Here is a 26,973-nt window from a genome sequence, read left to right as displayed (position 1 = left end):
GCCTCTGCTGTAGTACGAGGTAGCTTTAATATGAGGGGATTTTCTGAAAGGGAAGAGAGCAAGTGAATGCGGCGTTGCCGCCGCATTCAACAGGGCAGATTAGTTGTCGACGCCGACGCCATAGAAGGACATCAACCCCAGCGGGCTGATCTTGAAGCCTTCAACGTTTTTGCGCATCGGTTGATACACCGTCGAGTGGGCGATCGGGGTGAGCGGCAGTTGTTCCTTGAGCAAGTGCTGGGCCTGCTTGTAGAGCCGGGTGCGCTCGTCCACGTCGGTAGTGGACTTGGCGGCTGTGATCAATTGGTCGAACTCGGGGTTGCACCACTTGGAGAAGTTGTTGCCATTGATCGCATCGCACCCGAACAAGGTGCCCAGCCAGTTATCCGGGTCACCGTTGTCGCCGCTCCAGCCAATCAGCATGGCGCCGTTTTCCCCGCCCTTGGAGCGTTTGATGTACTCGCCCCATTCGTAGGTCATGATCTTGGCCTTGATGCCGATCTTGCTCCAGTCCGATTGCAGCATTTCAGCCATGAGCTTGGCGTTCGGGTTGTACGGGCGTTGCACCGGCATGGCCCACAGCGTGATTTCGGTGCCTTCCTTGATGCCTGCTTCCTTGAGCAACTGCTTGGCTTTCTCCGGGTTGTAGGGTGCGTCCTTGACCGTGTCGTCATAGGACCATTGAGTCGGCGGCAGGACGTTGGTCGCCAATTGCCCCGCGCCCTGATAGACCGCATCGATGATTTGCGGCTTGTTCACGGCCATGTCCAGCGCCTGGCGAACCTTGAGCTGGGCCATCGGATTGGGCTGGTCGCTGCCTTTGATTTTGTCCATCACGTTGTAGGCGATGTAACCCGTGTTGAAACCTGCCTGGCTGGGCATCTTCAGGTTGGGGTCGTCCTTGAGGGCCTTGAGATCAGCGGGGCGAGGGTAAATGGTGATTTGGCACTCGTTCTTTTTCAGCTTTTGCATGCGCACTGACGGGTCAGTGGTGATGGCGAAAATCAGGTTGTCGATTTTGACGTCTTCGGGTCGCCAGTATTCCTTGTTGCCGGTGTAACGAATGTTCGAGTCTTTCTGGTAACTCTTGAACACGAACGGGCCGGTGCCGATGGGCTTCTGGTTGATATCGGACGGGTTGCCGGCCTTGAGCAACTGGTCGGCGTATTCGGCCGACTCGATGGAGGCAAAGTGCATGGCCATGTTCTGGATAAAGGCCGCGTCGACACTGTTTAGAGTGAACCTGACGGTGTGGTCGTCGATTTTTTCGACCGACTTGATGTTCTTGTCCATTCCCATGTCTGTGAAGTACGGGAACTCGGTCGGGTAGGCCTTACGGAACGGCATGTCTTTGTCGAGCATGCGATTGAAAGTGAAGAGCACGTCGTCGGCGTTGAAATTGCGCGTGGGGGTGAAGTACGGCGTGGTGTGGAACTTGACCCCTTCACGCAAGTGGAAGGTGTAGGTCAGGTTGTCTGGTGAAATGTCCCAGCTTGTGGCCAGCCCGGGAATGACGTTGGTACTGCCGCGTTCGAATTCGCTCAGGCGGTTGTAGATCGTCTCGGCCGAAGCATCGAAGTCGGTGCCTGTGGTGTATTGCCCCGGGTCAAAACCGGCGGGGCTGCCTTCAGAGCAATACACCAGGTTAGTCGCTGCCTGGGCGTAAGGTGCGCTTGCCAGCAGGCTGGCGCTCACTAGAAAAGGAATGACCGCGTGTTTAAACATGAAGACCTCTTTTTTGTCATTTTTAGTGTGAGGACGACCGTGTGAATCAGCCTCTTGATACAGACCCCTCCGATGCACAGTGCACAAAGCGGAACAGGATTAACCCTAGTTCGTTCGTGTGAAGGTGTTGCCTAATCCTGATGAGCTGTGCAGTTGATGATGCGGGTGCATGGCGGTTTGGGAGGGAGGTGTTACTTATCTAGGCTCGAGGCGGGAAAATATGTCGGCGCATGTTTTTTTATACGTAGGACATATCCCTTTTGACTGTGAGTTCTATGGAGTGACGCGCATAAAAAAGCCCTTGAGCGCGAACGCTGCAAGGGCTTTGGTGTGGCGTGAGGCTTATTGCATCTGGACTTCAATCACACCGTCGGCACTCATGCTGACTTCGCTGGTGCCAGCTTCGACTTCAGGCGTCGGTGCAGCGTCCATGGCGGCCGGGGCCGCTTTCATCATCATGACGCTGCGCATATACGGTTGCGGGTAACCGTTGCTGTTGAGGTTCAGGTTGACGATTTTGTAACCCTTGCCGCCCAGCGCTTCAGTGGTCAGTTGGGCGCGTGCCTTGAACGCATTCACGGCATCCTTGAGCAGGGCATCTTCACTGGTTTTGCGCGTGGCATTGGCCACGGTGAATTGCATGTTGCCCATTTTCAGGGTTTGCATCAGCTCGCCGGTTAGCTTGGACAGGGCGGCAAAATCGGTGCTTTCCAGGCGCAGTTCTGCGCGTTCACGCCAGCCGGTGATCTTCTGGGTCTTGTTGTCGTAAATCGGGTAGCTGTTACGGTTGCCCTGGCGCATCGTCACATCTTTGACTTGCTTGGCCTGGCCAATGGCTTTGTTCATTGCGGTGGTGATGTCGGCCGCGAGTTTGGCCGAATCGGTATTTTGCGCCTCGGTGTACAGCGTCACGATCATCAGATCGCGCGGCACTTCCTGACTGGCTTCTGCGCGCAACGAGACCTGATTGTAATTAACCCCGTCAGCCAAGGCCGGCAGGCTGGCGAGAGCTCCAAGGCTCAGGGTTAAAAGGGCGGCAGTGCGCTGAACAGTAAACATAAAAGCTCCTTGGGTGAGGTCAGCAAGACTTATCAGACTGTAGCGGGCGGCATTCAGTTCGCCTACTTACATTTTTTATACAACTTCAAAAAAAGGGGGAGGTTGGACACACGTGCGTGCAGTTCAATCTGAGCGAGCTTGCCTCGCGATTTTTTAATCCTCTAATTGGCCGCGGCTACTAGCGTTTTTTCAGAAAAACACACTGTGGCCCATTGCCGCACGTTTGCCTGTCGGGCCGCCAGCTTGGTTATACTCCGTGCGGTCGCCTGGAGCACTCATCAGGAGAGCTCATGCTCGCCCCCGTTCAGCTATTGTCTGCTACTCGCCAGAACCTCTGGCGTCTCACGTTTATCCGCATGCTGGTGCTGGCCGCACAGGCAGGTTCGGTTGGCATCGCCTATGGGTTCCATCTACTGCCGCTGCCCTGGTTTCAGCTCTGCCTGACGCTGGGTTTTTCAGCGTTGTTGTGTGCGTTTACCGCAATCCGCTTGCGCACCACCTGGCCGGTCACTGAGCTGGAATACGCCCTGCAACTGGCTTGCGATCTGTTTATCCACAGCGCCTTGCTGTATTTCTCCGGGGGTTCGGCCAACCCCTTTGTGTCTTATTACCTGGTGCCGTTGACCATTGCGGCAGTGACCCTGCCGTGGCGCTACTCGCTGATTTTGACCGGTATTGCGCTGGCGCTTTACACGCTGCTGCTGATGCAGTTTTACCCCGTGGAAGCGGCGCCGTTCTTCCGTGAAAAACTGCAGATCTACGGGATGTGGCTGAGCTTTGCCTTGTCGGCGGCGGTGATTACCTTTTTTGCCGCCAGAATGGGCGAAGAGCTGCGCCGCCAGGAAGAGTTACGCGCCTTGCGTCGTGAAGAGGGCCTGCGCGACCAGCAATTGCTGGCTGTGGCGACCCAGGCCGCCGGGGCGGCCCACGAGTTGGGCACGCCGCTGTCGACCATGAGCGTACTGCTCAAGGAAATACGCCGCGATCACCTGGACCCCGAATTGCAGGACGATTTGAGCGTGCTGCAGGATCAGGTCAAGTTGTGCAAGGAAACCCTGCAGCAACTGGTCAGGGCCGCCGAAGCCAATCGGCGTATGGCCATCGAGACCCAGGACGTGACTGAATGGCTCGATGAGGCGTTGAATCGCTGGCATCTGATGCGTCCTGAGGCGACCTATCGTTTTCAGTGCCTGGGGCACGCGCCGGTGCCGCGTCTGGCACCACCGCCAGACCTCACCCAGGCGTTGCTCAACTTGCTCAACAACGCCGCCGATGCCTGCCCGGAAGGGCTGGAAGTGACGGTGGACTGGGATGCGCTGGATTTGACCATCAGTATTCGTGACCACGGTGCAGGTGTACCGTTGGCCATAGCCGAACAAATCGGCAAGCCGTTTTTTACAACCAAAGGCAAGGGCTTCGGCCTGGGCCTATTCTTGAGCAAGGCCAGCGTGACACGCGCAGGCGGCTCGGTAAAACTCTACAGTCATGAGGATGGCGGCACGCTCACCGAGCTGCGCCTGCCACGTGCCTCCCGAGGAAACGAAAATGAGTGAAGACATTCAGGTCGAAAGCGAAGAGCTTCCACATTTGTTGCTGGTGGATGACGACGCCACGTTTACCCGCGTCATGGCCCGCGCCATGGCCCGACGCGGATTTCGCGTCAGCACGGCAGGCTCAGCGGAAGAAGGGTTGGTGCTGGCTCAGCAGGACATGCCTGATTTCGCCACGCTGGACTTGAAGATGGAAGGTGACTCGGGCCTGGTACTGCTGCCCAAGTTGCTGGAGCTCGATCCGGAAATGCGCGTGGTGATCCTCACCGGTTACTCGAGCATTGCCACGGCAGTTGAGGCGATCAAGCGCGGCGCCTGCAACTACCTGTGCAAGCCGGCCGATGCCGATGACGTAATGGCGGCCCTGCTGAGCCAGCACGCCGATCTCGACTCGCTGGTGCCAGACAACCCCATGTCTGTAGACCGCCTGCAATGGGAGCACATTCAGCGCGTGTTGGGCGAACATGAAGGCAATATCTCCGCAACTGCCCGTGCGCTGGGCATGCATCGACGCACCTTGCAGCGCAAATTGCAGAAGCGTCCAGTCCGACGCTGAACAGAAGCTGTCGCAGTTTCTTTGCAACTTGCAAGCTGACAGCGACAAGCCCTAGTCTGTTTTACAACGTGCTATCACGCCGGTCGCCCTGACCGGCTTGCAGGTTGTTCTTTACTCCTACCGAGCCTTAACGATGAATCAGAATGCTGAGCCTTCTGTCGTAAATGATGCTGTGCGTGGAGATTTTATTCCTCGCGTCTGGAGGCTGATAACGCCTTACTGGCGCAGTGAGGAGCGCGCCAGGGCTTGGCTGCTATTGATCTCGGTGATTGCCTTGTCGCTGCTCAGCGTCGGCATTTCGGTGTGGATCAACCATTGGTACAAAGACTTCTACAACGCACTGGAAAACAAGGACAGTGCGGCCTTCTGGCACCTGATCGGTTATTTCGGGATTATTGCCGCCGTGGGCATTACCGGGGCTGTGTACCGGCTTTACTTGACCCAGATGCTGACCATCCGCTGGCGGCGCTGGCTGACCGAAAAACACTTCGCGCGCTGGCTTGCCCATAAGAACTACTACCAGTTGGAGCAGGGTGGCTACACCGATAACCCTGACCAACGTATCAGCGAAGACCTCAATTCCTTTACCGACAGTACGCTGTCCCTGGGCCTGGGCTTGATCCGCAACGTGGTCAGCCTGGTCTCGTTCTCGATTATTTTGTGGGGCGTGTCGGGCAGCATCGAGGTGTTCGGCATTACTCTCCCGGGCTACATGTTCTGGTGCGCGCTGCTGTATGCCGCCGTCGGCAGCTGGTTGGCGCACTTGATTGGTCGTCGCCTGATTGGTCTGAGCAACAAGCAGCAACGCTACGAAGCGGACCTGCGTTTTTCGATGGTACGGGTGCGTGAAAACGCTGAGAGCATCGCGCTGTACAACGGTGAAGCCAATGAGCATGAACGGCTGAGTGCACGCTTTGGCAAGGTCTGGCACAACTTTTGGACGCAAATGAAGGTGACCAAGCGCCTGACATTTTTTACGTCCGGTTACTCACAAATTGCGATTATTTTTCCCTTCATCGTGGCGGCCCCACGCTACTTCGCGGGCAAGATCGAGCTGGGTGAGCTGATGCAAATCAACTCGGCCTTCGGCAACGTGCAAGATAACTTCAGTTGGTTCATCGACGCCTACGTGACCTTGGCGACCTGGCGCGCGACCTGCGACCGCTTGCTGAGTTTCCGTCAGGCCATGACCGACAACGAACAGCGCTCACCTGCGATTGATGTGCAGACCCAGGGTGAGGCGTTAAACGTCGATGGCCTGAGCTTGGCGCTGGCTGATGGTCGGTCTCTGCTGCAGAAGGCAAGCTTGAACGTGGCACCTGGCGACCGGTTAATGCTCAGCGGTCGCTCCGGCAGCGGCAAAAGCACGTTGTTGCGCGCCATGGGCGGGCTGTGGCCACAAGGCGGCGGGTCTATTCGTCTGCCCCAAGGGCGTTCGTTGTTTTTGCCGCAAAAACCATATCTGCCGATTGGCACCTTGCGTGACGCGCTGAGTTATCCACAGACCGGCGACACCTACCCGCCTGAGCGCTATGAAGAAGTGCTGCGCACTTGCCGTCTGGAGCATCTGATCCCCAAGCTTGACGAGACCAATCACTGGCAACGTGTGTTGTCGGGCGGTGAGCAACAGCGACTGGCCTTCGCCCGTGCGCTGCTGTATCGCCCGCAGTGGCTGTATTTGGATGAGGCAACGTCAGCTATGGACGAAGAGGATGAGACGCTGTTGTATCAGGCACTTATCGATCAACTGCCGGGCCTGAGTATTGTCAGCGTGGGGCATCGCAGCAGCCTGGCGCGCTTCCACCCAAGGCATGTGCGTATTGGGTCGGGGCAACTGCAGGCCGTATAGCCAGTGAAAAGGCGGGGCGTGGAGATATCCGGTCATGTCCTGTTACGTCCGCGTGCTAGAGTGCTTGCCTCGCCTTTCGGAGCTGGTCATGAACCGCTTATTTCGCTGTGTAGCCCCTATTTTGTTGGTGTTCAGTTTGCCGCTGGCCGCAGCGCCTGCGGTTTCTGCGCCTGCACACGCGCAGTATTTGCCTGCTGATGACTTGCAGCTGCGTACCGAAAAGCCGGAACAGCAGCAGTTGATGCAAGTGACCTCGTATTCGGTGGTAGTGGGCAATCAGCGCCAATCCAACCAACAGCCGATACCGGTCACGGCGCCGTTGCTGGTGCGTTTAAAGGGCAAACCGGCGAGCCCGGGTGCGACCGTGCGTGAAGTGCTTATTTCGTTTGACGGAGAAAGCAAGAGCCTGAAAAAGCCGGTCTTCGACAGCGAGAGCAAAACCCTGATGCTGTCTTATCCAGTGTCCCAATACCGCGTGGTGATGGACTTGCTGCGCAACGACACCGTCTATTGTCAGTTCCTGACCTATGCCAATGGCCATATTTGGGCTGACTTGCACACCGCCAGCGTGCGTGCGCGTTGAGCCTTGGGTAAACTGCGGGCCTCGTGAAGTATCAGCAGGCTGGAGTCGGACATGCGTAAAGATAAGAAGCAGTTGATTGGTGATGAAATTGGCGATGAGCAGATCAAGTTGTTCCTGGACTTCGAGCCTGCGGATGCGACTTCACCTTCGCTGCACAAATTGATCAAAGGTTATCGTGGGTTACGTATCGACGATTTTGAACGTTTCCTGACCTTCTTCAAGGAGGCCGGTTACGATCTGGATGGCAAGGATGAGCACGGCCAGACCTTTGTCGAGATCATCAAAGACCAGCGCAATGCTGCCGAGTACATCGAACTCATCAATGCAGCGCGCGGCTGATCCCGCCTGTAGGAGCGCGCTTGCCTCGCGATCTTTTGATCTAGATCCAAGAGGCCTCGTTAAACCCACGCTGGCCGAGCGTAGGTTAGCCGCGACATGGCCAGGAATGGCCTTTCGCGGCGGCCCCACCGCTTAAGGCCAGAACCCTGAGTGGCCGTTGCCATTCGTCTAAGCCCTGATCCAGACACTTCTTACATAACCCGCGCTTTTTGCGACGGGGTGTTTTTGCGTGGGCGAACAATACTCAAGAGGGCCGAAAAGGACTTTGGGCTGTCTTTAAACTTGAAGGGAATCGAACCATGAATCGCCTTAACGACGTGATAAAAACACTAGTCTTTGGAGTAGGGCTGGTCGCTTTGGGCTCGGATGCCTTGGCGGCCGATGAGGTGCTGGAGGTAGAGGTGTTTAATGCCAGCGCCCATGCCATTACGCCAGGAGATGATTTCTCATGGCTGGAAGACCCGGACAACGCCGGGTATGACTTTGTAGTTGCACCCAAGTCGAGCCAGGAACTGATGTATTACCTGCCCGTCGCCAGAGGCGCAGAGGCATTTACCTACCGTCAGGGCGAGCAGGCCTGCCACTTCGGTTTTGGCCACCTCACGCCGGGTGCGGCAAATCTCAATCGCTGGGCTCAGGCCAAATCAACGGGGGCGGTTGCAGCCACGTGTGCGGCAGAGCTGATTGCCGTGCCGGACGATGATGAATTTATACGCAATGGCGGCACGCGGGTGCTGTTCACGATGGGGTAAAGGCTGTCGGGATGCAGGCAAAAAAAAAGCCCCTGACCGAATGGGCAGGGGCTTTTCGTTGCGATTACTGCGCGATCGCAGTATTACGCGAGGCTGGTGTCAGCTTTTTTAGGCTCAACCAGTTCCAGCAGCTCGGAGCTACGGGTGCTGATTTCGCGATACAGCTCGGCGTCTGTCTCCAGGGCCTTTTCCCGTGCCGGGAAAATTTCCTTGAGGCGGCCAGCCCATTCGCCGGTGGCTTTTTGTGCAAAGCAACGCTCGATCAGTTCCAGCATGATCGAAACAGTCACCGAGGCACCTGGGGAAGCACCCAGCAGGGCGGCCAGCGAACCATCTTTGGCGGCTACCAGTTCGGTACCGAACTGCAACACGCCGCCTTTTTTCGGATCTTTCTTGATGATCTGAACCCGTTGACCAGCGACTTCCAGGCGCCAGTCTTCAGCTTTGGCCTGTGGGTAGAAGCGACGCAGGGATTGCAGACGCTCTTCCATCGACTGGCGCACTTCGCTGATCAAGTACTTGGTCAGGTCCATGTTGTCGCGGGCCACAGCCAGCATCGGGCCGATGTTGCCCAGGCGGATCGACATTGGCAGGTCAAGGAACGAACCGTGCTTGAGGAACTTGGTGGTGAAGCCGGCATAAGGTCCGAACAGCAGCGACTTTTTGCCGTCAACCACACGGGTGTCCAGGTGCGGAACCGACATCGGCGGGGAGCCCACGGCCGCCTGGCTGTACACCTTGGCCTGGTGGTGCTTGACCACTTCCGGGTTGTCGCAACGCAGCCACTGGCCGCTAACCGGGAAGCCGCCGTAGCCTTTGCTTTCTTCGATGCCCGAGGCTTGCAGCAATGGTAATGCCGCGCCACCAGCACCCAGGAACACGAATTTGGCATCGACGTTGCGGGTGCTACCGCTGTTGATGTCTTTGATACTGACAGTCCAGCCGTTGCCATTGCGCTTGAGCCCAGTGACTTTTTTGCTGTACTTGATTTGCGTGCCTTGAGCGCTGGCCAGGTGCTTGAGCAATTGCTTGGTCAAGGCGCCGAAGTTGACGTCAGTACCGTGCTGGACGCGGGTGGCGGAAATGACCTGGTCCGCTGGGCGGCCCGGCATCATCAGCGGCATCCACTCGGTCATTTTGGCTTTGTCTTCGGTGTATTCCATGTCGGCAAACGCATGGTGCTTGCTCAGCACTTCAAAGCGTTTTTTCAGATAGGCAACGCCTTTATCGCCTTCGACATAGCTCAGATGAGGCACTGGGCTAATGAAGGATTTGCACGAACCGAAGGTCCCTTGTTGGGCCAGGTGGGCCCAGAACTGTTTAGACACTTCGAACTGGGCATTGATGTGCACGGCTTTCTTGATGTCGATCGAACCATCCGCCGCTTGCGGCGTGTAGTTCAATTCGCACAAGCCGGCGTGGCCGGTGCCTGCGTTGTTCCACGGGTTGGAACTCTCTGCAGCACCCGAATCCATCTGCTCAACAACTTCCAGCGTAATACCAGGGTCGAGCTCTTTGAGCAGCACGGCCAAGGTGGCACTCATGATGCCCGCTCCAACCAGTACTACGTCGACTGCTTCGTTATGCGCCATTAACGCGTCTCCAAAATCTACGGCACCTAATTGACGGCATAGCTGCCAGGTGTACCAGAGCCTTTTTCAGATAAGGGCTTTGGTCACTCATGACAAGGATCGCCATGTCCGATTCATCGCAATTTCTTGCAGCTTCAGCGGACGCCACCAACCGGCCCTTCAAGGTTCATATGAACGCATTTCAGTGCTCGGCAGGCAATTCGACTTAAGGTCAAGAACGTCCGTTTGTGCGACCAAATCCGTAAGCGGACAGGCTCTCAGTCTCGTGCTCTGGAGCCGATCAGGATCCTGCCGGGTGAGGTTGTTGCAGACGCTAATGGTGCATATTCAGACGCAAAACTTTTCATTTGCTCGCCACACTCTTGTGAAGTTGTGAAAACCCGTTTTTTTTCACGCTCTCTTGAAGACGTGAACCTCAAAAAAGGGCTACCGCTACCGGTATCTGCGCGTATGCAACACAGTCACCGAGCAACATGGCAGCTCTGGCAGATCGTGCAAAGGCGAAGGTTGGAGTTGTAAACAGCAAGCTTGCCAGCTTCACATGATCTGTGTGGGCGGCTCTCTGTGGGCGGTGCGAAGGAGCTAATAAAAGCACATTAGCGATGCTGCGAGGCCCGATCAGGAGACGTCCTTATAATCGGGGGGAGATTGTAGCGAAGAAACGTAGGCAATTGATCCTGTTAAATGACTTTTATTGGTGCATGTATCAAAGGCCCAACAGGGGTAGCACCGCTGAACGGGACGCGCGCGTAGGGATACGGGCACTGGCAGGTAGTACTTGGTGCAACCAGTTGAGGCGAATTTCTTCGATTTCGACCCAATTCTCGCCGACCGGTGGTTGTTTGCACTGTTTGAAAGCCTGGCAGCGGCCCATTGAGTCCAGCCGTGCGTAGCAGCGATGGGGTTTGAGAAACGAAAATAACGACCATGACGTGTTCATGGGAAGCACCTGTTGAGTCAGTAGGGCAAACAATACGCGCGGGTCGTGACATGTCGATGTATCGGCCATGACAAGGCGGTGACAGCAAGCCGCTAGTTCCTGCGGGCGCAGCACCGCTATACTGGCGACCGGTTTTATCCAGTCCTGGAGAGATGAGCATGTTGCAACGCCTGTTGTTCGGTTTGATCACTGTGACCAGTTTGACTCTGGTCGGCTGCGCCCACAGCCCGCAACAACTCAATCCGCAGCCCAAGCTGACCAAGCAGATCGCGCCGGTCGGTCGTGGCCAGCCTGTGGTGGTGCGCGTAGTGGATGGTCGTCCTTCGCCAACCCTGGGGACTCGCGGTGGTATGTACCCTGAGACCAGTTCCATCAGCGTCAGCAGCGCCGATGTGATCCCCAAGCTGCAAGCCCAGGCCGAAGCGGCTGTGCGTCTGCTGGGCTATACCCCGACGGCCAACGGCATGAATGCCCCGCAATTGACCGTTACCTTGTCTGAACTCAAGTATCAGTCGCCTAAAGACACCATGTACGTGACTGAAGCGACTATCGGTGCGGCCTTCCGCTCTGACGTGCGCAATGGCGGCCGCAGCTACAGTGGTCGTTACAGCGCTTCGCTGGATCAGCGTTTCGGCATGGCGCCGAATCAGGAAACCAACACCAAGCTGGTCAGCGATGTGTTGAGCGATGCCCTGACTCGCGTGTTTGAAGATCCGTCGGTCGGCCGTTTGCTCGGCGAGTAATCATTGAACAATAAAAAAGCCCGAACGGATTGAGTTCGGGCTTTTTTGTGTCGGATCGGTTCATGCGGCCTCGGCGTAAAGCTCGAGGCGGCTGATGCCTGTGAGCAGGTCCAATTCAGGCAAATCGGCATGGGTGTGGCCGCTCAGGGCGCAATAGACCAGCCAGTGGCGGTCCTGGACATTGAAGGAAAAACTTTCGATGAGCGCCTGTTGTTCATCACTCGGGGCGATCAGGTAGAGGCGGTCCTGGTTTTCAGCGTGCAGCATGACAAGCTCCGTGTCCGTGTCGAGGGGCCATAGAGTGGCCTCTCTTCATGACGAAACGGTGACATGGCAATTTAGGCTGGTCGGCATTTTTGCCAGGGGCTGGCGTGCCTTGCGATCCTTTGAAGATCAAAAGATCGCGAGGCAAGCTCGCTCCTACAGCGCCAAGCCGGCCTTGACGCGGTACTGGTTGCGCACCGGCATTGCGTATTGCTGCACCAGATACGGGCGATGCTCGGCAGGGCAGGCGTCCAGGCGGCGTTGCCATTCTTGCTGGGCCTTGGCCAGTTCTTCGGCTGGGAAGACTTCGGCAGCGGTCGGAACCTGCAATTGCGGGTCGGCATCGTTCCACTGCGCATACGCCAGGTAGTGCGCCGGGAACAGGCGGTAGCCTGTGAGGATATGACGATCCACTTCGGTGGCCAGCAGCTTGCTGTCCTCGAACGCTTCAGTCAGCGGCGCCGCAAAGTTCACGTGTACGCGACCTTTGTAGCCGGTGATGCCGTTGGCAATGCTGGTGTCGTCTTCGCCCGCAGCTTTGCTGTAGGTGCCCGTCGTTGCACGAATGTACAGCTCGCGGGCCTTGGCCTGGTCGCACGGGTCGTATTCGTAGCTGATCGACACCGGGGTCAGGTTCAGTGATTGAATGACCTCGGCGAAGGGCTCGTCTTTACGGCTCATGTGGAACATCTTCAGGATCGCCGAGTCTGTACGGTCATCGCCGTCTTTGGCGCGACCTTCGGCTTGGGCGATCCAGATGGACTGGCCGTCGTTACGAATCGAATGGTTGATATACGCCGACAGCAACTGATAAGCCGCCAGTTTTTCGCGGCGACCGGTGATCGAACGGTGCACGATGAAGCTCTTGTTCAGGCGCATCAGGTCGCTGACAAAGGGCTTTTGCAGCAGGTTGTCGCCAATCGCAATGCGCGGGGTCGGCAAGCCTGCGTGGTACACGGCGTAGTTGACGAAGGCCGGATCCATCACGATGTCGCGGTGGTTGGCCAGGAACAGATAAGCGGTACCGGACTTCAAATGCTCGACGCCGGTATAGGTCACGCCATCTGTGGCATGCTCGATGGTGCGGTCGACGTACACTTCGACCTTGTCCTGCAGGGTTGCGACGGACGTGACGTTCGCGAACTCTTTGCGCAGGCGATGCGCTATAAGGGGTTTTAACAGCCAGCCGAATGCCCCCGCCAGGCGTGGAAAGCGAAAGTGAGTCAGGATATCTAGAAAAGCCTTGTCACTGAGTAGCCGGGCCAGAACAGCCGGGACTTCAGTGTCACTGTAAGGTCGGATGGTATCGAATTCGCCCATCATGTTCTCTTGTTGGAAACGGCTAGGGTTAGTACGCAGGGCAGGACAAAATAAGGCCCTGCTAATAGACCGGCGATTATACGCACAAGTCACTCTGGAGACCGCGATGCTTGAAACGGAACACTATGATTGCCCTTATTGTGGCGAGCCGAACGAAGCCGTTCTCGACCTGTCGGGGGGCGATCAACAATACATTGAAGATTGCGCGGTGTGTTGCCGGCCTATTGTTTTCACGCTCCAGACAGATGGTCATGAATGGATGCTCGACGTCCACAGCGAAAATGAGTAGCAGGTAAGCGCGATGCAGCGAATCTACGAGCCGGAAAACTTGATGGAGGCTGAACTCTTGGTGGTCATGCTTGCCAGTGAAGGAATAGTTGCAAGCCTGCAGGGGAGTGATCTGGTGGGCGGCATGGGCGAGTTACCCGCACTGGGGTTGCTGGGATTGGCTGTGGCCAATGATCAGGCGTTGCAGGCGCGTGAGTTGATCGATGCGTACAATGGCGCCTCGCCGCTGGCGGATGACGAGCCTGAGAGCTTCCCTGGTGTACTGGACTGCTGAGCAGCCTTTTTCACTGTTTCTTTATAAAAGAGTTGTACAGCCCCATGTGTGGACGTTTTGCCTTGTTTCGTTGGAGCCCTGCCTTTGCAGCCTTGCCTGGGTTTCCGGCGGACCAGCAGGCCCAATGGAACATCTCCCCCAACGACTCGGTCTTGATCATGCGCACTGCTCTTGAGCCGGGGCAGCGAGAGCTGGCGCGGGCGCGCTGGGGGCTGACACCGGCCTGGATGACCGACCTGTCGCGCACGCCTGCTCACGCCCGTGCCGAAACCCTGGCCGAGCAGCCGATGTTCCGCGAAGCCTTTCGTCAGCGCCGTTGCCTGATCCCCGCCAACGGCTTTTATGAGTGGCGCGGCAATGTGCGCAAGCGACCCTTCTGGTTGACCCCGGGCGTGGGCTCTTCGTTGTTTTTTGCCGGAATCTGGGAAGCCTATCCGGTCGAAGGGCATGTCTGGTTGAGCACTGCGGTGGTGACTCAGGCGGCGGCCACGCAGCGTCGTCCGCTGATCCTCGACGACGCCGGGCAGCAAGCCTGGCTCGATCCCGAGACACCGTTGCCTGTGTTGCAGGCCTTGCTAGCCAGCCCGCAAACGGCGTTGCGTGAACGACCTTTGGCCAATCTGGTCAATGATCCCAAACTCAATGCACCCGAGTGCCTGACACCGGGTTGATATACGATGCGCGCCACCTTTATAGACCATCTTTATGGAGAGCCTCGATGGGTAAGTTAGCGGTAATGTGCGCACTGGGCGCCGGGGTGTTGCTCAGTGGCTGTCAGGCGGTGAACACCACTCAGGGTGGAGCAGTGGGGGTTGAGCGCAAGCAGTACATGTTCAGCATGCTGTCGAGCCAGCAGGTTGACCAAATGTATGCACAGTCCTACCAGGAAACCGTCAGCACAGCCAACGCCAAGGGGGTGCTGGACAAGACCAGTACCAACGCCAAGCGCCTGCAGGCCATTGCCAATCGCCTGATCGCTCAGGCGCCGGCGTTCCGCCCGGATGCCGCGCAATGGAACTGGGAGGTCAATCTGATCAAGAGTGACGAACTCAATGCCAACTGTGGTCCTGGCGGCAAGATCATTTTCTACAGTGGGATCATCGAACAGCTCAACCTGAGCGATGACGAAATTGCTGCGGTCATGGGGCATGAAATTGCCCACGCTTTGCGCGAGCATGGCCGCGAGTCCATGTCCAAGGCGTACGGCATCGAGATTGCCAAGCAGGGCGCTGGCGCCTTGTTGGGGTTGGGGCAGGACAGCATGCAATTGGCCGATACGGTGGTCAATTACAGCCTCACGCTGCCAAACAGCCGCAGCAATGAAAACGAAGCCGACCTGATTGGCCTGGAGTTGGCGGCGCGTGCGGGTTACAACCCGAATGCGGCGATCACCCTGTGGCAGAAAATGGGCCAGGCGTCGCAGAACTCGCCGCCTGAATTCATGAGCACCCACCCGGCCTCCAGTAGCCGGATCGCCTCGCTGGAGGCGGCAATTCCCAAAGTGATGCCGCTTTATCAACAGGCGCCTAAAACTCAATAACGGTCTTGCCCGCACCCTGGCCCTAACGGCAAAAGCCGATCTGCGAAACGCCACAAATCAGCTCCCTCTCCCTCTGGGAGAGGGTTGGGTTGGGTTTTACACCCAGCCGCTGGTCACCATGGCGTTGTACACGGCCACAATGGCCAATACGAAGAACGCGGTCGCTGCCAGGCGGCGAATCAGGGTCAGGGGCAGTTTGTCTGCCGCAAAGTTACCCGCCAATACCACCGGTACGTTGGCAATCAGCATGCCCAGGGTGGTGCCGATAATCACCAGCCACAAATCCGGATACTGCGCGGCCAGCATGACGGTCGCCACCTGGGTCTTGTCGCCGATTTCGGCAATGAAAAAGGTGATCAGCGTGGTAATGAACGGACCGTATTTGCGCGTCGTACTGGCTTCGTCGTCGTCCATCTTGTCGGGCACCAGCGTCCACAATGCGGTGGCGGTAAAGCTCGCGGCGAGGATCCAGTGCAACATCACATCCGTGAAGAACGTACTGAACCAGGCGCCTACAGCACCGGCTGCGGCATGGTTGGCGAGGGTCGCGACGATGATGCCGGCAATGATGGGCCAGGGTTTGCGAAAACGCGCGGCGAGGATTAGTGCGAGCAGTTGCGTCTTGTCGCCGATTTCGGCCAGAGCAACGATTGCGGTCGGAACGAGTAAGGAGTCGAGCATCATCAGGTAGGTTTCCAGGGGCGGGTCGACACGGCTATGACACGTACAACCTCCCCGCCCCGGGTCAGGTGTTCGTGTCATAGGTCTTGTCAAACCCCGGTCCGTCTGTGCGGACGCCTGGGTCGCATGCGCCATGGTCTGTTGACCAAGTATGTTGACGCATGCCGGACGAGCAGATTGCTCGTGGGAGACTACTCCCCTAGGACGGAGCGGATTCTGCCTAGGCAAATCCGATCCGGCAAGCCCTGTTTTTTAAAAAATGTCAGCGACGCTTGGCGCTGTAGATCCGGAAACCCTGTCCTTCAGCCTTGACCGTGCAGTGCCCGAATTGCTCTTCGATCAGCGGTTGGTAGCGCAGGAAGCTGTTGGCGACAAGACGAAGTTCGCCGCCTGTTTTCAGATGTTTGATCGATTTTCTCAGCAAGTTTTCGGTGGCGTGATAATCCGTATGGACGCCGACATGGAACGGTGGGTTGCTCAGAATGGTGTTTAAACCCATCGGGGCGGCGTCGATTCCGTCACCCGTAATAACCTCGGCTTCCAGACCGTTGGCAGCTAAGGTCAGACGGCTGCTGGCAGTGGCGAATGCATCGACATCGAGCAGCGTGACGTTGTTATGCGGGTAACGGCGTTTAATGGCAGCTCCCAGAACGCCAGCCCCGCAGCCGAAATCCAGCAAGTGACCGCTGGGCAGCTTGTCCAAATGTTCAAGCAGCAAGGCACTGCCGCGATCCAGGCGACCGTGGCTGAAGACTCCCGGCAGGCTGACGACGCTCAGCGGACCGTCGGGCAGCTCCAGCTCATAGTGCTGCGCCAGTTGTTCCAGCACCGGGGCTGGCGGAGTGTTCTCTACGGTGACTTGCCACAGCTGGCAATGCCGGGCGCTGTCGAGCTTGCGCGGCTTGCCGAACGCAGTGAGCTGCTTGGATGCGCCTTCGATACCGCCTTTTTTCTCGCCAACCAGAAACACGTCGGCATCGGGCAGGCGAGCGGCCACGGCCTTGAGTACGTAGTCGCTCAGTTCCTTGGATTTGGGCAAGAACACCACGGCGGTGTCGAAGGCCTGGGCCGGGACTTCGACGCCAAACGCCACACGCCCGGCAAAGCGGGCGTCGAGTGCAGCCTGATCGCCCGCGTGCCAGCACCAGCCGTGCGCGTTCGGCAATTGACCAAGCAAGTCGTCAGCCGGCAAACCGACTAACAGTACCGAGCCTTGAAAGTAGTCAGGCTGACGAAGCAGTACTTCACTGCGCGGATCCATAATCTGCTCCTCAAAAAAGGGGCGCAGTTTATCAACTGACGACTCGTAGCGCTGTACCGTTGAAGAATGCCTGGGCATTTTCGGTGAGTTGGCCGACGATTCTTTGCCGCGCCTCGCGGCTACCCCAGGCGCTGTGCGGGGTGATGATCAGGCGCGGAATGTCGGCAGCCAGCAGCGGGTTACCGTCGCGTGGCGGTTCGACGCTCAGTACATCGGTAGCCGCGCCGCCCAAATGACCGCTGCGCAAGGCGTCGGCCAGCGCTTGTTCATCAATCATGCCGCCGCGCGCGGTATTCACCACAAACGCGCCAGGTTTGAGCAGGGCCAGTTCGCGGGCACCGATAAAGTTGCGGGTGTGTTCATTGAGCGGGCAGTGAAAGGTCAGGGCGTCGACCTGGGGCAGCAGTTCGTCCACGGTCAGGCGGTCGGCGCGCGCCGGGCGGCCGGGAATCTGCCCGATCAACACCCTCATGCCAAAGGCTTCGGCCAGTTTGGCCACTGCACTGCCTAATTCGCCATGGCCAAACAGGCCAAGGGTCTTGCCTTCCAGTTCGACAATCGGGAAATCCAGCAGGCAAAACTGCTTGGCCTGCTGCCATTGGCCGTCAGCCACGGCTTTGTTGTAGTCGACCAGTCGTGTCGCCAGTGCCAGCAGCAGGCCGAGGGTATGTTGCGCGACGGAAGGGGTGCCGTAACCCTGGCAGTTGGCAACGGTGATGCCGTGCTCACGGGCGGCTTGCAGGTCCACGTTGTTGGTGCCGGTGGCGGCGACCAGGATCAGCTTGAGATCGGGGCAGGCGGCGAGGGTGGCGGCGTTGAGCAGGATTTTGTTGCTGATGACGACGCGGGCGCCCTGCAAGCGTTCGATGATGTTGTCTGGCGTGGTGTCCGAGTACAACTGCAGCTCGCCGAACGTGTTGCGTAACGGGCTGAGATCGAGATCGCCCAGGTCCAGGGTTGGGTGATCAAGGAAGACTGCGCGGTGAGTATTCGTCATCAACTGTACCTTTTGTGCTGTCGAGTGAAGGCGTAAGGTGTCGAGCCTAACAGAAGAAACAATTTGTAATGGAGCCGTGCATGTACTGGACAGAATTTTTGACTGTCGCTTTGATTCACTTGTTGGCCGTGGCCAGCCCGGGGCCGGATTTTGCGGTGGTGGTGCGTGAAAGCGTGACCCATGGTCGCCGCGCCGGTATTTTTACCGCGTTTGGCGTAGGTTCGGCGATTTTCCTGCACGTAGGCTACTCGTTGCTGGGTATCGGGATCATTGTGTCGCAGTCGATTGTGCTGTTTAACGCGCTCAAATGGCTGGCGGCGGCGTACCTGCTGTACATCGGGATCAAGGCACTGCGCGCCAAGCCTGCCGATCCGGCCGCTGTCTCGGCAGCCTTGCCGGTGGGTGAACGCACGGCGCGTGGCGCCTTTACGTCGGGTTTCGTGACTAACGGCCTGAATCCCAAGGCGACGCTGTTTTTCCTGTCGTTGTTCACTGTTGTGATCAACCCGCACACTCCGCTGGCGATCCAGGCGGGCTATGGCGTGTACCTCGCGATCGCAACCGGCGTCTGGTTCTGCATGGTAGCAATGCTGTTCAGCCATCAGCGTGTGCGCACCGGCTTTGCCCGCATGGGCCACTGGTTTGATCGCACCATGGGCGCGGTGTTGGTGGCGCTGGGCGTGAAACTGGCCTTCACCGAGATGCATTGACCGCATTGCCATCTGCAGGAGCGAGCTGGCCTCGCGATCTTTTCAACACTCAAAAGATCGCGAGGCAAACTCGCTCCAGCAGAGGTTTGGTGCGTAGATAATCTTGTCAAATTCTGGTTTTCCTTCATCCTTGCGGGCTTATTGCAGCGTGCGCACGGAGAAGTATCAATGCCCTCAGTCAGCCGGTTCTGGTGCCGAGCCAAACTGCCCTTGGCAGTCAGTCTCGCCTCGGTGCTCGCCGGGCCCGCTTGGGGCGTGAGCTTTAACATTGGCGAAGTTGAAGGCCAGTTGGACTCCGAACTGGCCATTGGCGCCAGTTGGTCCACCGCCAAGGCCGACCACAAGCTGATCGGCGCCAATAACGGCGGTACAGGTCAATCCGAAATTTCCGATGATGGCCGTTTGAACTTCAAGCGCGGAGAAACCTTTTCGAAAATTTTCACCGGTATCCACGGCCTGGAGTTGAAGTACGGCGACAGCGGTCTCTACGTGCGCGGCAAGTACTGGTACGACTTCGAACTGCAAGACGACAGCCGCCCCTTCAAACCCATCAGTAACAGTGGCCGCAGGGCGTCGGCCCAGTCGGCGGGCACGCAGTTACTGGACGCCTACGTCTACCACAACTACGCCATCGGCGATCAGCCTGGGATGGTGCGTGTCGGCAAGCAAGTGGTCAGTTGGGGGGAAGCGGAGTTCATCGGTGGTGGGATCAATGCGATCAACCCCACGGACGTTTCTGCTTATCGACGCCCGGGTGCTGAATTCAAGGACGGCCTGGTTCCGGTCAATCTGTTCTACGTGTCGCAAAACCTGACCGACAACCTGTCTGCCCAGGCCTTTTACCAACTTGATTGGGAACAGTCCGAGGCCGATAACTGCGGGACATTCTTTTCGCAATCTGACGTTATCGCCGACGGTTGCAGCGGCAATTACCGGGTGATGAACAAACGCTCTGCGCTGGACGTTGCTGACCTGGCGGCGCTGACGTCGGCAGGTGTGGATGTGAACGGTGAAGGCGTGTTGGTGCGTCGGGCGTCTGACCGAAAAGCACGCAACAGTGGGCAGTTTGGTGTGGCCTTGCACTACGTGTTTGAGCCGCTGGACACCGATTTTGGTGCGTTCTTCATGAACTACCACAGCCGTGATCCGATCCTCAGTGGTCGCGCGGCCTCGCAATCGGCCTACAACATGGCCTCCGGGGCTGGCAACCTGGCGCCGATGATCGTGGCGGGCAACTCCAGTTACTACATCGATTACCCACAAGACATCCGCCTGTTCGGGCTGAGCTTCAATACCACGTTATCCACAGGTACGGTCTGGAAAGGCGAGTTGAGCTACCGGCCCAACGCGCCGGTGCAACTCAACAGCAACGACTTGCTGTTCGCCAACGTGACCTTGTTGCCCGGTTTGGCCGATGCATCCCCGCTGAGTGTGTCGCCGGGGGATGATTTGCAGGGCTATCGGCGCAAAGAGATCACTCAGTTCCAGACGTCACTGAAGCATTTTTTCGACAATGCCATGGGCGCTGATCGGCTGACCCTGATAGGCGAAGTCGGCGTGATCCACACCGCCGGGCTGGAAGGCAGTGCCGACGCGCGTTATGGGCGCGATCCAGTGTTTGGTACTGATGGCCATGACGGCTTTACCACGGCCAATGCCTGGGGCTATCGCGCCCGTGCGGTGTGGGACTACAACAAAGTCCTGCCCGGCCTGGACCTGAAGCCCAATCTGGCTTGGTCCCATGACGTCAGCGGCTACTCGCCGGGCCCGGACAATACTTTCAACCAAGGCCGCAAGGCGATCAGCCTGGGCCTTGATGCCGAATACGAAAACACCTACTTGAGCAGCCTGTCGTACACCAACTTCTTTGGTGGACGCTACAACACCCTCAGCGACCGCGACTTCGTGGCGCTAAGCGTGGGGCTGAAGTTTTAAGAGGTCTAACAGATCTGGAAACCTGAACCATGAGCACACAACCTCGCCTCATCCGCGAAACCTTCCCCGTCGGCCCTTTGCAGTGCAACTGCACAAATGAGCGGCGCCGTAAGTGGTTGAATTATCATGGAAATTACTTTTTTCCCATTAAAATCATATAGTTGTGTGGTTGCAGGTTAGTGCAGTGTGTTGCGGAATTCAGCAGTACTTTGCTTTTCTGGTGTGCCGGATTTGTGCCATGCATTGCGACTGATCGAGCAAAGGCTAGCTAGCTCGAGGCTACGTTTGTGTGGGCGATAAACGTAGCCTTGAGACGTAGCGGTTGGTATTGGATTACTGAGTCAACGATGCAAAAGCATTCAAAATCTCTTTGATTTCAATAACGTCTACTCCATTTTCATTGTATGTAGAGCGCGCCTTTACCTGGTCGGCAGTCATGCGAGGCCAGAATCGTTCCAGTACATCGTCTTTTCGTATTGTTAGCGCGGTGGCGATGATTTTTTTTGCGTCACAGGTGTCTGTGTACGCAATATTGGTTTGGTGAGAATCAATAAAAAGCTGAGGATCTAAATAATTCTCTGGCTCTCGTTTTCTAGTTGAGAAAGCAATTCTTCCTTCCTCCTTGAGCTTTGCAATATTTTCAATGTTTCTGGTGTGTTGCATTACATCACCGACATCTGAGTCGATTAATATCCCCCAATTCAGATCTAACTGCTCTATGAGTTTTTTTGAAACCCAATGCTTGAGGTTTCCGCAGCCTCCTATCGGGATACACGCGATGCCTAATTCGTGAAGAGTCTTCTCAATATCCCCATTGTTCTTAAGTGCAGTTGCTGCATGGTTAAGGAAGGTTACGTCACTATGACCTTCGACTAATATCACTGCCTTTGATGCTGCTATTTCCCTTTCTGGTAGTACTCCGAGGCTTTGCGCAACTTTCTCTAAAACATCATCTCCGCCGAATTGTATACAGGGATTTCCTGTGTTGTCTTTTTCAATGAAGCGTATTGAGTCCAGCGGTAATAGGCCTGCTAGTGCGGGTACGTGTGTAGTTATTATTATTTGACAGTCAGGTCGGCATGAAAGCGAAATTAGTGCTTCGATAAGCATAATTTGATAACTAGGATGTTGCGAGGTTTCCGGCTCCTCAATGGCATAGATCACTCTTGGTGAACTGTTCTCAGCTTTAACTTTTTCCGCCTCGGCACGGAAAAAGTTAAGCAAAATTAATCGTCTGACACCACTGCCACGCTTGTTTATAGGTACGCCATCTTCGCCATCCAGTGTAAAGCTAAATGTCCATTTTGGTTTTTCTTTAAATCTAGGGTGTAATTCAGAAGCTAGGGCCGGGTCCATTTCGCGAAGCTTTTCTTTGGTTCTTTCAGCTACCTCTAGGACCGATTTTTCTATTTTATCTTGTAAGGCATCAATTTCAGCTTGCAGAGCTCTTTTTGCCTGATCTACTGCAACTTGCATAGGGTTTTTCGCTTCTGGATCGGCATCGTTGCTTTCCCGATCGGATTTAAATAGTGCGAATGTAGGAAGTTCTGCTTCTATTTTCTTGTAAATGGCTTTGGATTCCTTTTCCAAAGAGCTCACGTCCAAGTATTGATCCTGGAGCAGCAAATTTTCAACGCTGCCCCACAGTGCTTCTCTCCAAAGAGAAGCTACCCTTTTATCTGCTACCCGATCTTGAATGCCAAGTTCTTGTCCGAGTTGTTTCAGATCTCCTAGCTTCGAGTTGTGTAGGTTGTTCAGTTTCTCAGCCGAAGGGTGAAGGCATTTTAAGTGTACAGAAGGACCGCTAACAGTCTTTTGTATTTTGTAGAGTTTCCTGATTTCAATTTCACCGCTGGAATTTACCAAGTACTCTTTTTTGAAACTTGTGGGGTAGTTTTCGTCGACAATTAATTCGGTTGGCAGTTCGTCGAATATACAAGTTATCTCGATGTCTGTGGTTTCTGTTTTTACATTCTTATCGCCAATATCAATTTTCACATTTTTATTATTGAAGAAAATTTCCAGCGCTTCAAGAATTGTAGATTTTCCGGCATCGTTGCGTCCTGTAATTGCTGTAAGGCCGTCTTCAAAAGAAATGCTTGTGCGATCCTTGTAGCCGCGGAAATTGCAAATAACTAATTCCTTAAGTCTCATTACATACTTCCCTTGTGGTGAGTTTCTTTTGGGTGTGATTTGGCGTATCTACCATAGATTTGAAAGTTACAGATCAGCGTTGACAACTCTAATTATGGTAGCAGGGAGCTACCTCTACGTTGCATTTTCATAGGCTCTAAAATCCGCTTCGCGAGAAAAGTACCGGTACAGATTCTCTTAAAACCTTACCGTGAGCATGACGAGGCATTGCTTAAATCTGATGGCATTCGCAAACCCCTGCAGCCATGAGCACTAACCTGCTCAGGTCATACGAGTGCCAATCTATGCAAGCCTTACTCACTGTCGATCAGCTTTCTGCGTGTTTACAAAAATCCGTCGCAAGCATCCGTAGCGACGCTACTCGTAATCCTCAGGCTCTACCGCCAATCTGCCGCCTGCCCGGGACTAAACGGTTGCTATGGCGATTGGAGGACGTGGAGGAATGGCTGGCAGAGCATGTTGTCGGTAGTGAGTTTGCAACGCCTGGTGCCGAGCATCATCGCGCTCGGCCAGGGCGTCCTACTAAAACCGCGCAAATCGCTCAGCAACGCCGCTCGGCAAAATGAGATCCCGGGGTTCTCTTTCTGACCGGGTGGAACAATTACGAAAATCCGCCCCACCAAGGCCTTCTGTAGCGCTATCACCTACCCCCTTGTTTCTGCCTGGCCTAAGTGAATTCAGTCGTGCAATGCCGAATCACATTGCCCGCTCCAGCTTGTTCGCCCCCGTGGCTCGTGGAGGCAAGAAAATGCACAAGGAAACTGTCTTAGCCAGCCGAAAGGACGCTGTCCTCACATATTGGGGTGAACAGCTAGATGAGGCCCAGGCCGATGTTTGGATGCAGTTGATGCACGAAGCGATCAAAGCTCCGCTAGGTGATGCCGTGCCAGTCAATCGTGCTCGCCTGCTGCGAGCGATAGGCAGGCAAACCGGGAATTATGAGTATCAGTGGTTGCACAGAACGATGAAGGCACTGAGCTTCGCCATGTTAATTGTCGAGGTGACGAAGGACGGTAGACCGAAGCTCGAGGTAGGCAGAGCAGAGTCTCTCCACCTGATTGATAAGTTTATGTACGATCCAGAGCGAGAGAGCTACACCGTCCGTATCGATCCAAGGTGGCGTTATCTTTACAGCAATCGCGAATATGCGTTAATCGATTGGGAGAAGCGGCTGCGTATTCGTAAAGGTCAAGATATGGCCAAGGCATTGCAGCGTCTCGTCGCTACTTCGAGTGAGTCTGTGCAGCGCTTCCAGCTCGTATGGTTGAAGGACCACTTCCAGTATTACAGTCCAATGCGCAAGTTCAGGGTTTCATTAGGTGTTGCGATGCAGGAGCTGGAACGCGTCGAGGTCATTGCGGCCGGAAGAATCGAGCTAAGTACGAAAGGGATGGAACAAGCAGTGTGGACGCGCCTTTAACCCTCGTGAATTATCGGGGTTGCATTCCGCCTGCGTCGGGGTTGTATTCCGGTCGGTCGGGGTTGCATTCCGCTTTATCGGGGTTGCATTCCTCCCCTGATGCTGGAGGCCTTGTAAACCGTGGTGTCCATAGGAGCGAAGTGCTCTCTACCTTTTTACTACTTTTTTACTACCCCTACGATGCTGTGGATAAACTCACGCTTTTGGTGCCGTCGAGGCTGCGTTCACTCTCCATAGTTTGCTCAGCTGTTGTAATCTTTCCAGCGAAAAGTGGCTAGACTCTGCCACATTCGATGGGGCTAACCCAGTAAGGTCTGTTATTAATGCGCTCTCTTTCGATCTTGTCTATTTCCATCTGGACCTCTAAATAGACTCCCAGTTCTGAAAGATGTTTATTTATGTCATCAGTTTGGAGGATTTTTTTCAATTGACTGTATATCGAAAATGCTCGGCCGAAGCCGTGACCATCACCAAATCTGCCGTATGGATCCGTGATGACCAAGTATCGATATACTGCAATGGTAGACGGCAGCGAAAAAGTGCCATCAACTAAATAATCCATGAATACTTTATTCAACGCCTCCTCGGTTGTCGATTGCTCCAAGGTTTGCGAGCTGGATTTGATAATGATTGATATCAGAGGAATGTCACCCCACAACGCAACCCACAGATCATTAGGACCTTTCCAGTAGGTATTCTCCACGTCTTGAAAAATCTGAGAAAGAAGGTTCAGTATTTGAGTAGGGTGCCTTCTCACGTTTCCTTGGAAGTACTTATAGAGTCTTTTGGACTCTGTCATGTCGGGCCAGCCAAGTTTGTTGGCTTTCTCGTCAATCATAACGCTGAGTTGATAGGGGCATGACGCTCCTGCACTTATGCGTAAGTGATTCATCAATGCAATCGTTCGTAACCTAATGCAACTTAGATCAGCGTTGGTCGTGGATTTCATAAGCTGATTTTACCTCGATATTTTGTTCGCCATGCACTGGCAGCGAGCTAATGGAGGGCACCAAAAGAAAAGAGGTTTGCAATAGACGTTTGGGTGCTTCAAATCGGCCGTTTTGACGTTTGGTAAAAACCGATTTTTTACAGATTCGTTTCAATAATCGAGTCACAGACTAAGGATTCCTTTTTCATAACCCATCATCAAATCAAGTCATCTCGAGTATTACCGCTGCTTGGGTCATGCCGGAAGGCTATGCGACCCTTGGGCGGGTTCATGGGCTTTGAGGGTTTCGGATCGGTTAATTGCTCGAGAGGAGTTGCATGCGGCTTGGAGATTATCTCAGGGGAGGTTTTGCGCAATGCCTGGACGTGGGGTTGTTCGTCAACTGCGTTTCGCGTTGGGGGCGTGCGAAGGTACTTTCCAACGTACCGAACAAACTGGCTATAGCTCAATCCAGTTGATGAGCCGTGATCTTCATAAATTATGGTGATTGGCCACCCTGCGTTAACGAGCTTTCGAAATTCATCGAGTCGAGCCAAGAAGGCTACTCGCCCGACCCCTCGACGTATTTTTTCCGGTGTGTCTGCCATCGTGTTCTCTCCACAATTCCGATCAAATCTAGTTGTAATCATTGTTGCGCACCGATGCGCATAATATCGGCCGTTTGAATGCGTATAATAGCGTAATAACACGTAATAGCGCGTAACCATGCGCGATAACGATTTCAGAATTCAAGCGCGCAACTGCGCAGTTTTACGCATGGAGAGAGACGGCAAGATGTGTGTTGTAGGCCTACGCTGCTCCGCAGCTGCGGACTCCACCACCTGCCTTATTCGCCTTTGGCTCAACGAATTCTTGCTCTGCGAGGCTGACTATCGCTGTCGCGACCAGATCAAAAAACAAAGTCCCTAGTGTGGTTAGCTGATGGACGATGGGGGTTACATGAAAGACGACGTACAGAAATCCGGTATGGTCAGACCTCGACGGGAAGTACCACCTGTTAAGGTCTGGGTGACTGATCACGAGAAAATTGAAGTGGCGGAACGAGCGACCCAAGCTGGTTTATCAATGTCGGCCTATCTTTTGGCGGCGGGCCTCAACCACGAAACCCGTTCGGTTTTAGATCTTCATGCCGTGAAAGACCTCGTGCAGGTCACTGGCGATCTTGGCCGCATCGCTGGTTTGCTGAAGTTGTGGTTGGCCGAGAAGCGTGGGCAGGGTGTAAAGGCGGTTGACGTTGACTCGATGATGATGGAATTCCGCGAATTGCAAGGAGAGGTTCGGGCGATTATGAGCAAGGTTGTATATGCGCGGAAATGAGCGTGGCCTGGTGAGAAGCGCCTTTTGCAGTATTTCCTTTTGGTGCGCTTATTAATTATTTTGCGCGTTTTCTCACCAGCACTTTGTGGCTGATTTCTGACTGTACATGGTCCTTTTTACGGATTGTGTTCCTCCGTATCTAGGGCGCGGATACGACCACCTCATCCCAGTGATA

General features: G+C 55.4%; 26 protein-coding genes, 1 pseudogene and 1 riboswitch. Of the genes and pseudogenes, 16 read left to right on the top strand and 11 right to left on the bottom strand.

Going from position 1 to position 26,973, the window contains the following annotated elements; translation table 11 throughout:
- Positions 1-99: 99 nt before the first annotated feature.
- Entirely contained in the window at positions 100-1,725 is a 1,626-nt protein-coding gene (locus NTD86_RS11340) for an ABC transporter substrate-binding protein (protein WP_262202314.1), read from the bottom strand.
- 342 nt (positions 1,726-2,067) lie between these two features.
- Positions 2,068-2,784, bottom strand: a complete 717-nt coding sequence (locus NTD86_RS11335; RefSeq protein ID WP_262202313.1) for an SIMPL domain-containing protein — start codon at positions 2,782-2,784, stop codon at positions 2,068-2,070.
- 290 nt (positions 2,785-3,074) lie between these two features.
- On the opposite strand from NTD86_RS11335, the gene NTD86_RS11330 reads away from it, so the two are divergent.
- From NTD86_RS11330 to NTD86_RS11305, 6 genes are all read left to right on the top strand, one after another.
- Positions 3,075-4,337 carry an ATP-binding protein gene (locus tag NTD86_RS11330; protein ID WP_262202312.1) on the top strand — a complete coding sequence of 421 codons (1,263 nt, stop codon included), beginning with the start codon at positions 3,075-3,077 and terminating at the stop codon, positions 4,335-4,337.
- On the top strand, positions 4,330-4,890 hold the full coding sequence (locus tag NTD86_RS11325) for a response regulator transcription factor (RefSeq protein WP_262202311.1): 561 nt from the start codon (positions 4,330-4,332) through the stop codon (positions 4,888-4,890). The genes NTD86_RS11330 and NTD86_RS11325 overlap by 8 nt, the downstream gene beginning before the upstream one ends.
- Before the next feature lie 133 nt (positions 4,891-5,023).
- Complete coding sequence (locus NTD86_RS11320; protein ID WP_262202310.1) at positions 5,024-6,739, top strand: ABC transporter ATP-binding protein/permease; 1,716 nt, start codon at positions 5,024-5,026, stop codon at positions 6,737-6,739.
- A gap of 88 nt (positions 6,740-6,827) precedes the next feature.
- Positions 6,828-7,322 (top strand): hypothetical protein, encoded by a 495-nt coding sequence (locus NTD86_RS11315; protein WP_262202309.1) that lies wholly within the window; start codon positions 6,828-6,830, stop codon positions 7,320-7,322.
- Between the two features lie 51 nt (positions 7,323-7,373).
- Positions 7,374-7,661 carry a PA4642 family protein gene (locus tag NTD86_RS11310; RefSeq protein ID WP_262202308.1) on the top strand — a complete coding sequence of 96 codons (288 nt, stop codon included), beginning with the start codon at positions 7,374-7,376 and terminating at the stop codon, positions 7,659-7,661.
- A gap of 299 nt (positions 7,662-7,960) precedes the next feature.
- Positions 7,961-8,413 (top strand): hypothetical protein, encoded by a 453-nt coding sequence (locus NTD86_RS11305; protein ID WP_262202307.1) that lies wholly within the window; start codon positions 7,961-7,963, stop codon positions 8,411-8,413.
- Between the two features lie 83 nt (positions 8,414-8,496).
- On the opposite strand, the gene mqo is transcribed toward NTD86_RS11305, so the two are convergent.
- Both mqo and NTD86_RS11295 read right to left on the bottom strand, forming a co-directional pair.
- The gene (mqo, locus tag NTD86_RS11300; RefSeq protein ID WP_262202306.1) at positions 8,497-10,005 is read right to left on the bottom strand and encodes a malate dehydrogenase (quinone); all 1,509 of its coding nucleotides are present in this window, start codon (positions 10,003-10,005) and stop codon (positions 8,497-8,499) included.
- Positions 10,006-10,711: 706 nt separating this feature from the next.
- Positions 10,712-10,945: a hypothetical protein gene (locus tag NTD86_RS11295; protein ID WP_262202305.1), complete on the bottom strand. Its 234-nt coding sequence runs from the start codon at positions 10,943-10,945 to the stop codon at positions 10,712-10,714.
- A 158-nt stretch (positions 10,946-11,103) separates the two neighbouring features.
- On the opposite strand from NTD86_RS11295, the gene NTD86_RS11290 reads away from it, so the two are divergent.
- A complete protein-coding gene (locus tag NTD86_RS11290; protein ID WP_262202304.1) occupies positions 11,104-11,688 on the top strand; it encodes a YajG family lipoprotein in 585 nt (194 codons plus the stop codon).
- Positions 11,689-11,748: 60 nt separating this feature from the next.
- Here NTD86_RS11290 and NTD86_RS11285 read toward each other — a convergent pair whose 3' ends face one another.
- Positions 11,749-11,955 (bottom strand): hypothetical protein, encoded by a 207-nt coding sequence (locus NTD86_RS11285; protein ID WP_262202303.1) that lies wholly within the window; start codon positions 11,953-11,955, stop codon positions 11,749-11,751.
- A gap of 153 nt (positions 11,956-12,108) precedes the next feature.
- The gene (locus NTD86_RS11280; RefSeq protein WP_262202302.1) at positions 12,109-13,275 is read right to left on the bottom strand and encodes a 1-acyl-sn-glycerol-3-phosphate acyltransferase; all 1,167 of its coding nucleotides are present in this window, start codon (positions 13,273-13,275) and stop codon (positions 12,109-12,111) included.
- Positions 13,276-13,378: 103 nt separating this feature from the next.
- Between NTD86_RS11280 and NTD86_RS11275 the strand changes: the two genes are divergently transcribed.
- From NTD86_RS11275 to NTD86_RS11260, 4 genes are read left to right on the top strand one after another with little or no spacing between them, the layout of a single operon-like run.
- A complete protein-coding gene (locus tag NTD86_RS11275; RefSeq protein WP_262202301.1) occupies positions 13,379-13,561 on the top strand; it encodes a CPXCG motif-containing cysteine-rich protein in 183 nt (60 codons plus the stop codon).
- 12 nt (positions 13,562-13,573) lie between these two features.
- Positions 13,574-13,834 carry a putative signal transducing protein gene (locus NTD86_RS11270; RefSeq protein ID WP_262202300.1) on the top strand — a complete coding sequence of 87 codons (261 nt, stop codon included), beginning with the start codon at positions 13,574-13,576 and terminating at the stop codon, positions 13,832-13,834.
- A gap of 44 nt (positions 13,835-13,878) precedes the next feature.
- Positions 13,879-14,505, top strand: coding sequence for an SOS response-associated peptidase (locus NTD86_RS11265; protein ID WP_262202299.1), 627 nt, complete (start codon positions 13,879-13,881; stop codon positions 14,503-14,505).
- 47 nt (positions 14,506-14,552) lie between these two features.
- A complete protein-coding gene (locus tag NTD86_RS11260) occupies positions 14,553-15,374 on the top strand; it encodes a M48 family metallopeptidase (protein WP_262202298.1) in 822 nt (273 codons plus the stop codon).
- A 96-nt stretch (positions 15,375-15,470) separates the two neighbouring features.
- On the opposite strand, the gene NTD86_RS11255 is transcribed toward NTD86_RS11260, so the two are convergent.
- The 3 genes from NTD86_RS11255 to NTD86_RS11245 all read right to left on the bottom strand — a co-directional run bounded on the left by NTD86_RS11255 (position 15,471) and on the right by NTD86_RS11245 (position 18,313).
- Positions 15,471-16,055 carry a TMEM165/GDT1 family protein gene (locus tag NTD86_RS11255; protein WP_262202719.1) on the bottom strand — a complete coding sequence of 195 codons (585 nt, stop codon included), beginning with the start codon at positions 16,053-16,055 and terminating at the stop codon, positions 15,471-15,473.
- Between the two features lie 92 nt (positions 16,056-16,147).
- Positions 16,148-16,267: riboswitch (yybP-ykoY riboswitch) on the bottom strand.
- 50 nt (positions 16,268-16,317) lie between these two features.
- Entirely contained in the window at positions 16,318-17,316 is a 999-nt protein-coding gene (locus tag NTD86_RS11250) for a class I SAM-dependent methyltransferase (RefSeq protein ID WP_262202297.1), read from the bottom strand.
- Positions 17,317-17,347: 31 nt separating this feature from the next.
- Positions 17,348-18,313, bottom strand: a complete 966-nt coding sequence (locus NTD86_RS11245) for a 2-hydroxyacid dehydrogenase (protein WP_262202296.1) — start codon at positions 18,311-18,313, stop codon at positions 17,348-17,350.
- Between the two features lie 80 nt (positions 18,314-18,393).
- Here NTD86_RS11245 and NTD86_RS11240 point away from each other — a divergent pair, with 80 nt between their 5' ends.
- From NTD86_RS11240 to NTD86_RS11230, 3 genes and pseudogenes are all read left to right on the top strand, one after another.
- Positions 18,394-19,023: a LysE family translocator gene (locus tag NTD86_RS11240; RefSeq protein WP_262202295.1), complete on the top strand. Its 630-nt coding sequence runs from the start codon at positions 18,394-18,396 to the stop codon at positions 19,021-19,023.
- A gap of 168 nt (positions 19,024-19,191) precedes the next feature.
- The gene (locus tag NTD86_RS11235) at positions 19,192-20,958 is read left to right on the top strand and encodes a DUF1302 domain-containing protein (protein WP_262202294.1); all 1,767 of its coding nucleotides are present in this window, start codon (positions 19,192-19,194) and stop codon (positions 20,956-20,958) included.
- A 29-nt stretch (positions 20,959-20,987) separates the two neighbouring features.
- A pseudogene (locus NTD86_RS11230) lies at positions 20,988-21,053 on the top strand (MBL fold metallo-hydrolase); the annotation flags it as partial.
- A gap of 238 nt (positions 21,054-21,291) precedes the next feature.
- On the opposite strand, the gene NTD86_RS11225 reads toward NTD86_RS11230, so the two are convergent.
- Positions 21,292-23,112, bottom strand: a complete 1,821-nt coding sequence (locus NTD86_RS11225; RefSeq protein WP_262202293.1) for an AAA family ATPase — start codon at positions 23,110-23,112, stop codon at positions 21,292-21,294.
- A 592-nt stretch (positions 23,113-23,704) separates the two neighbouring features.
- Between NTD86_RS11225 and trfA the strand changes: the two genes are divergently transcribed.
- A complete protein-coding gene (trfA, locus tag NTD86_RS11220; RefSeq protein ID WP_262202292.1) occupies positions 23,705-24,532 on the top strand; it encodes a plasmid replication initiator TrfA in 828 nt (275 codons plus the stop codon).
- Between the two features lie 274 nt (positions 24,533-24,806).
- On the opposite strand, the gene NTD86_RS11215 is transcribed toward trfA, so the two are convergent.
- Positions 24,807-25,424, bottom strand: coding sequence for a hypothetical protein (locus NTD86_RS11215; RefSeq protein WP_262202291.1), 618 nt, complete (start codon positions 25,422-25,424; stop codon positions 24,807-24,809).
- Between the two features lie 996 nt (positions 25,425-26,420).
- Here NTD86_RS11215 and NTD86_RS11210 point away from each other — a divergent pair.
- Positions 26,421-26,798: a plasmid mobilization protein gene (locus NTD86_RS11210; RefSeq protein ID WP_262202290.1), complete on the top strand. Its 378-nt coding sequence runs from the start codon at positions 26,421-26,423 to the stop codon at positions 26,796-26,798.
- The last annotated feature ends 175 nt before the right edge of the window (positions 26,799-26,973 follow it).

Source organism: Pseudomonas sp. 7P_10.2_Bac1 (assembly GCF_025465935.1).
Classification (GTDB): Bacteria; Pseudomonadota; Gammaproteobacteria; order Pseudomonadales; family Pseudomonadaceae; genus Aquipseudomonas.
This window is presented reverse-complemented; position numbering and strand designations above follow the sequence as displayed.

What these genes read in the sequence shown, in the direction of transcription:
- NTD86_RS11340 (WP_262202314.1), bottom strand. Translation starts at nt 1,725, where the DNA reads ATGTTTAAACACGCGGTCATTCCTTTTCTAGTGAGCGCCAGCCTGCTG.
- NTD86_RS11335 (WP_262202313.1), bottom strand. Translation starts at nt 2,784, where the DNA reads ATGTTTACTGTTCAGCGCACTGCCGCCCTTTTAACCCTGAGCCTTGGA.
- NTD86_RS11330 (WP_262202312.1), top strand. Translation starts at nt 3,075, where the DNA reads ATGCTCGCCCCCGTTCAGCTATTGTCTGCTACTCGCCAGAACCTCTGG.
- NTD86_RS11325 (WP_262202311.1), top strand. Translation starts at nt 4,330, where the DNA reads ATGAGTGAAGACATTCAGGTCGAAAGCGAAGAGCTTCCACATTTGTTG.
- NTD86_RS11320 (WP_262202310.1), top strand. Translation starts at nt 5,024, where the DNA reads ATGAATCAGAATGCTGAGCCTTCTGTCGTAAATGATGCTGTGCGTGGA.
- NTD86_RS11315 (WP_262202309.1), top strand. Translation starts at nt 6,828, where the DNA reads ATGAACCGCTTATTTCGCTGTGTAGCCCCTATTTTGTTGGTGTTCAGT.
- NTD86_RS11310 (WP_262202308.1), top strand. Translation starts at nt 7,374, where the DNA reads ATGCGTAAAGATAAGAAGCAGTTGATTGGTGATGAAATTGGCGATGAG.
- NTD86_RS11305 (WP_262202307.1), top strand. Translation starts at nt 7,961, where the DNA reads ATGAATCGCCTTAACGACGTGATAAAAACACTAGTCTTTGGAGTAGGG.
- mqo (WP_262202306.1), bottom strand. Translation starts at nt 10,005, where the DNA reads ATGGCGCATAACGAAGCAGTCGACGTAGTACTGGTTGGAGCGGGCATC.
- NTD86_RS11295 (WP_262202305.1), bottom strand. Translation starts at nt 10,945, where the DNA reads ATGAACACGTCATGGTCGTTATTTTCGTTTCTCAAACCCCATCGCTGC.
- NTD86_RS11290 (WP_262202304.1), top strand. Translation starts at nt 11,104, where the DNA reads ATGTTGCAACGCCTGTTGTTCGGTTTGATCACTGTGACCAGTTTGACT.
- NTD86_RS11285 (WP_262202303.1), bottom strand. Translation starts at nt 11,955, where the DNA reads ATGCTGCACGCTGAAAACCAGGACCGCCTCTACCTGATCGCCCCGAGT.
- NTD86_RS11280 (WP_262202302.1), bottom strand. Translation starts at nt 13,275, where the DNA reads ATGATGGGCGAATTCGATACCATCCGACCTTACAGTGACACTGAAGTC.
- NTD86_RS11275 (WP_262202301.1), top strand. Translation starts at nt 13,379, where the DNA reads ATGCTTGAAACGGAACACTATGATTGCCCTTATTGTGGCGAGCCGAAC.
- NTD86_RS11270 (WP_262202300.1), top strand. Translation starts at nt 13,574, where the DNA reads ATGCAGCGAATCTACGAGCCGGAAAACTTGATGGAGGCTGAACTCTTG.
- NTD86_RS11265 (WP_262202299.1), top strand. Translation starts at nt 13,879, where the DNA reads ATGTGTGGACGTTTTGCCTTGTTTCGTTGGAGCCCTGCCTTTGCAGCC.
- NTD86_RS11260 (WP_262202298.1), top strand. Translation starts at nt 14,553, where the DNA reads ATGGGTAAGTTAGCGGTAATGTGCGCACTGGGCGCCGGGGTGTTGCTC.
- NTD86_RS11255 (WP_262202719.1), bottom strand. Translation starts at nt 16,055, where the DNA reads ATGCTCGACTCCTTACTCGTTCCGACCGCAATCGTTGCTCTGGCCGAA.
- NTD86_RS11250 (WP_262202297.1), bottom strand. Translation starts at nt 17,316, where the DNA reads ATGGATCCGCGCAGTGAAGTACTGCTTCGTCAGCCTGACTACTTTCAA.
- NTD86_RS11245 (WP_262202296.1), bottom strand. Translation starts at nt 18,313, where the DNA reads ATGACGAATACTCACCGCGCAGTCTTCCTTGATCACCCAACCCTGGAC.
- NTD86_RS11240 (WP_262202295.1), top strand. Translation starts at nt 18,394, where the DNA reads ATGTACTGGACAGAATTTTTGACTGTCGCTTTGATTCACTTGTTGGCC.
- NTD86_RS11235 (WP_262202294.1), top strand. Translation starts at nt 19,192, where the DNA reads ATGCCCTCAGTCAGCCGGTTCTGGTGCCGAGCCAAACTGCCCTTGGCA.
- NTD86_RS11225 (WP_262202293.1), bottom strand. Translation starts at nt 23,112, where the DNA reads ATGAGACTTAAGGAATTAGTTATTTGCAATTTCCGCGGCTACAAGGAT.
- NTD86_RS11215 (WP_262202291.1), bottom strand. Translation starts at nt 25,424, where the DNA reads ATGAATCACTTACGCATAAGTGCAGGAGCGTCATGCCCCTATCAACTC.
- NTD86_RS11210 (WP_262202290.1), top strand. Translation starts at nt 26,421, where the DNA reads ATGAAAGACGACGTACAGAAATCCGGTATGGTCAGACCTCGACGGGAA.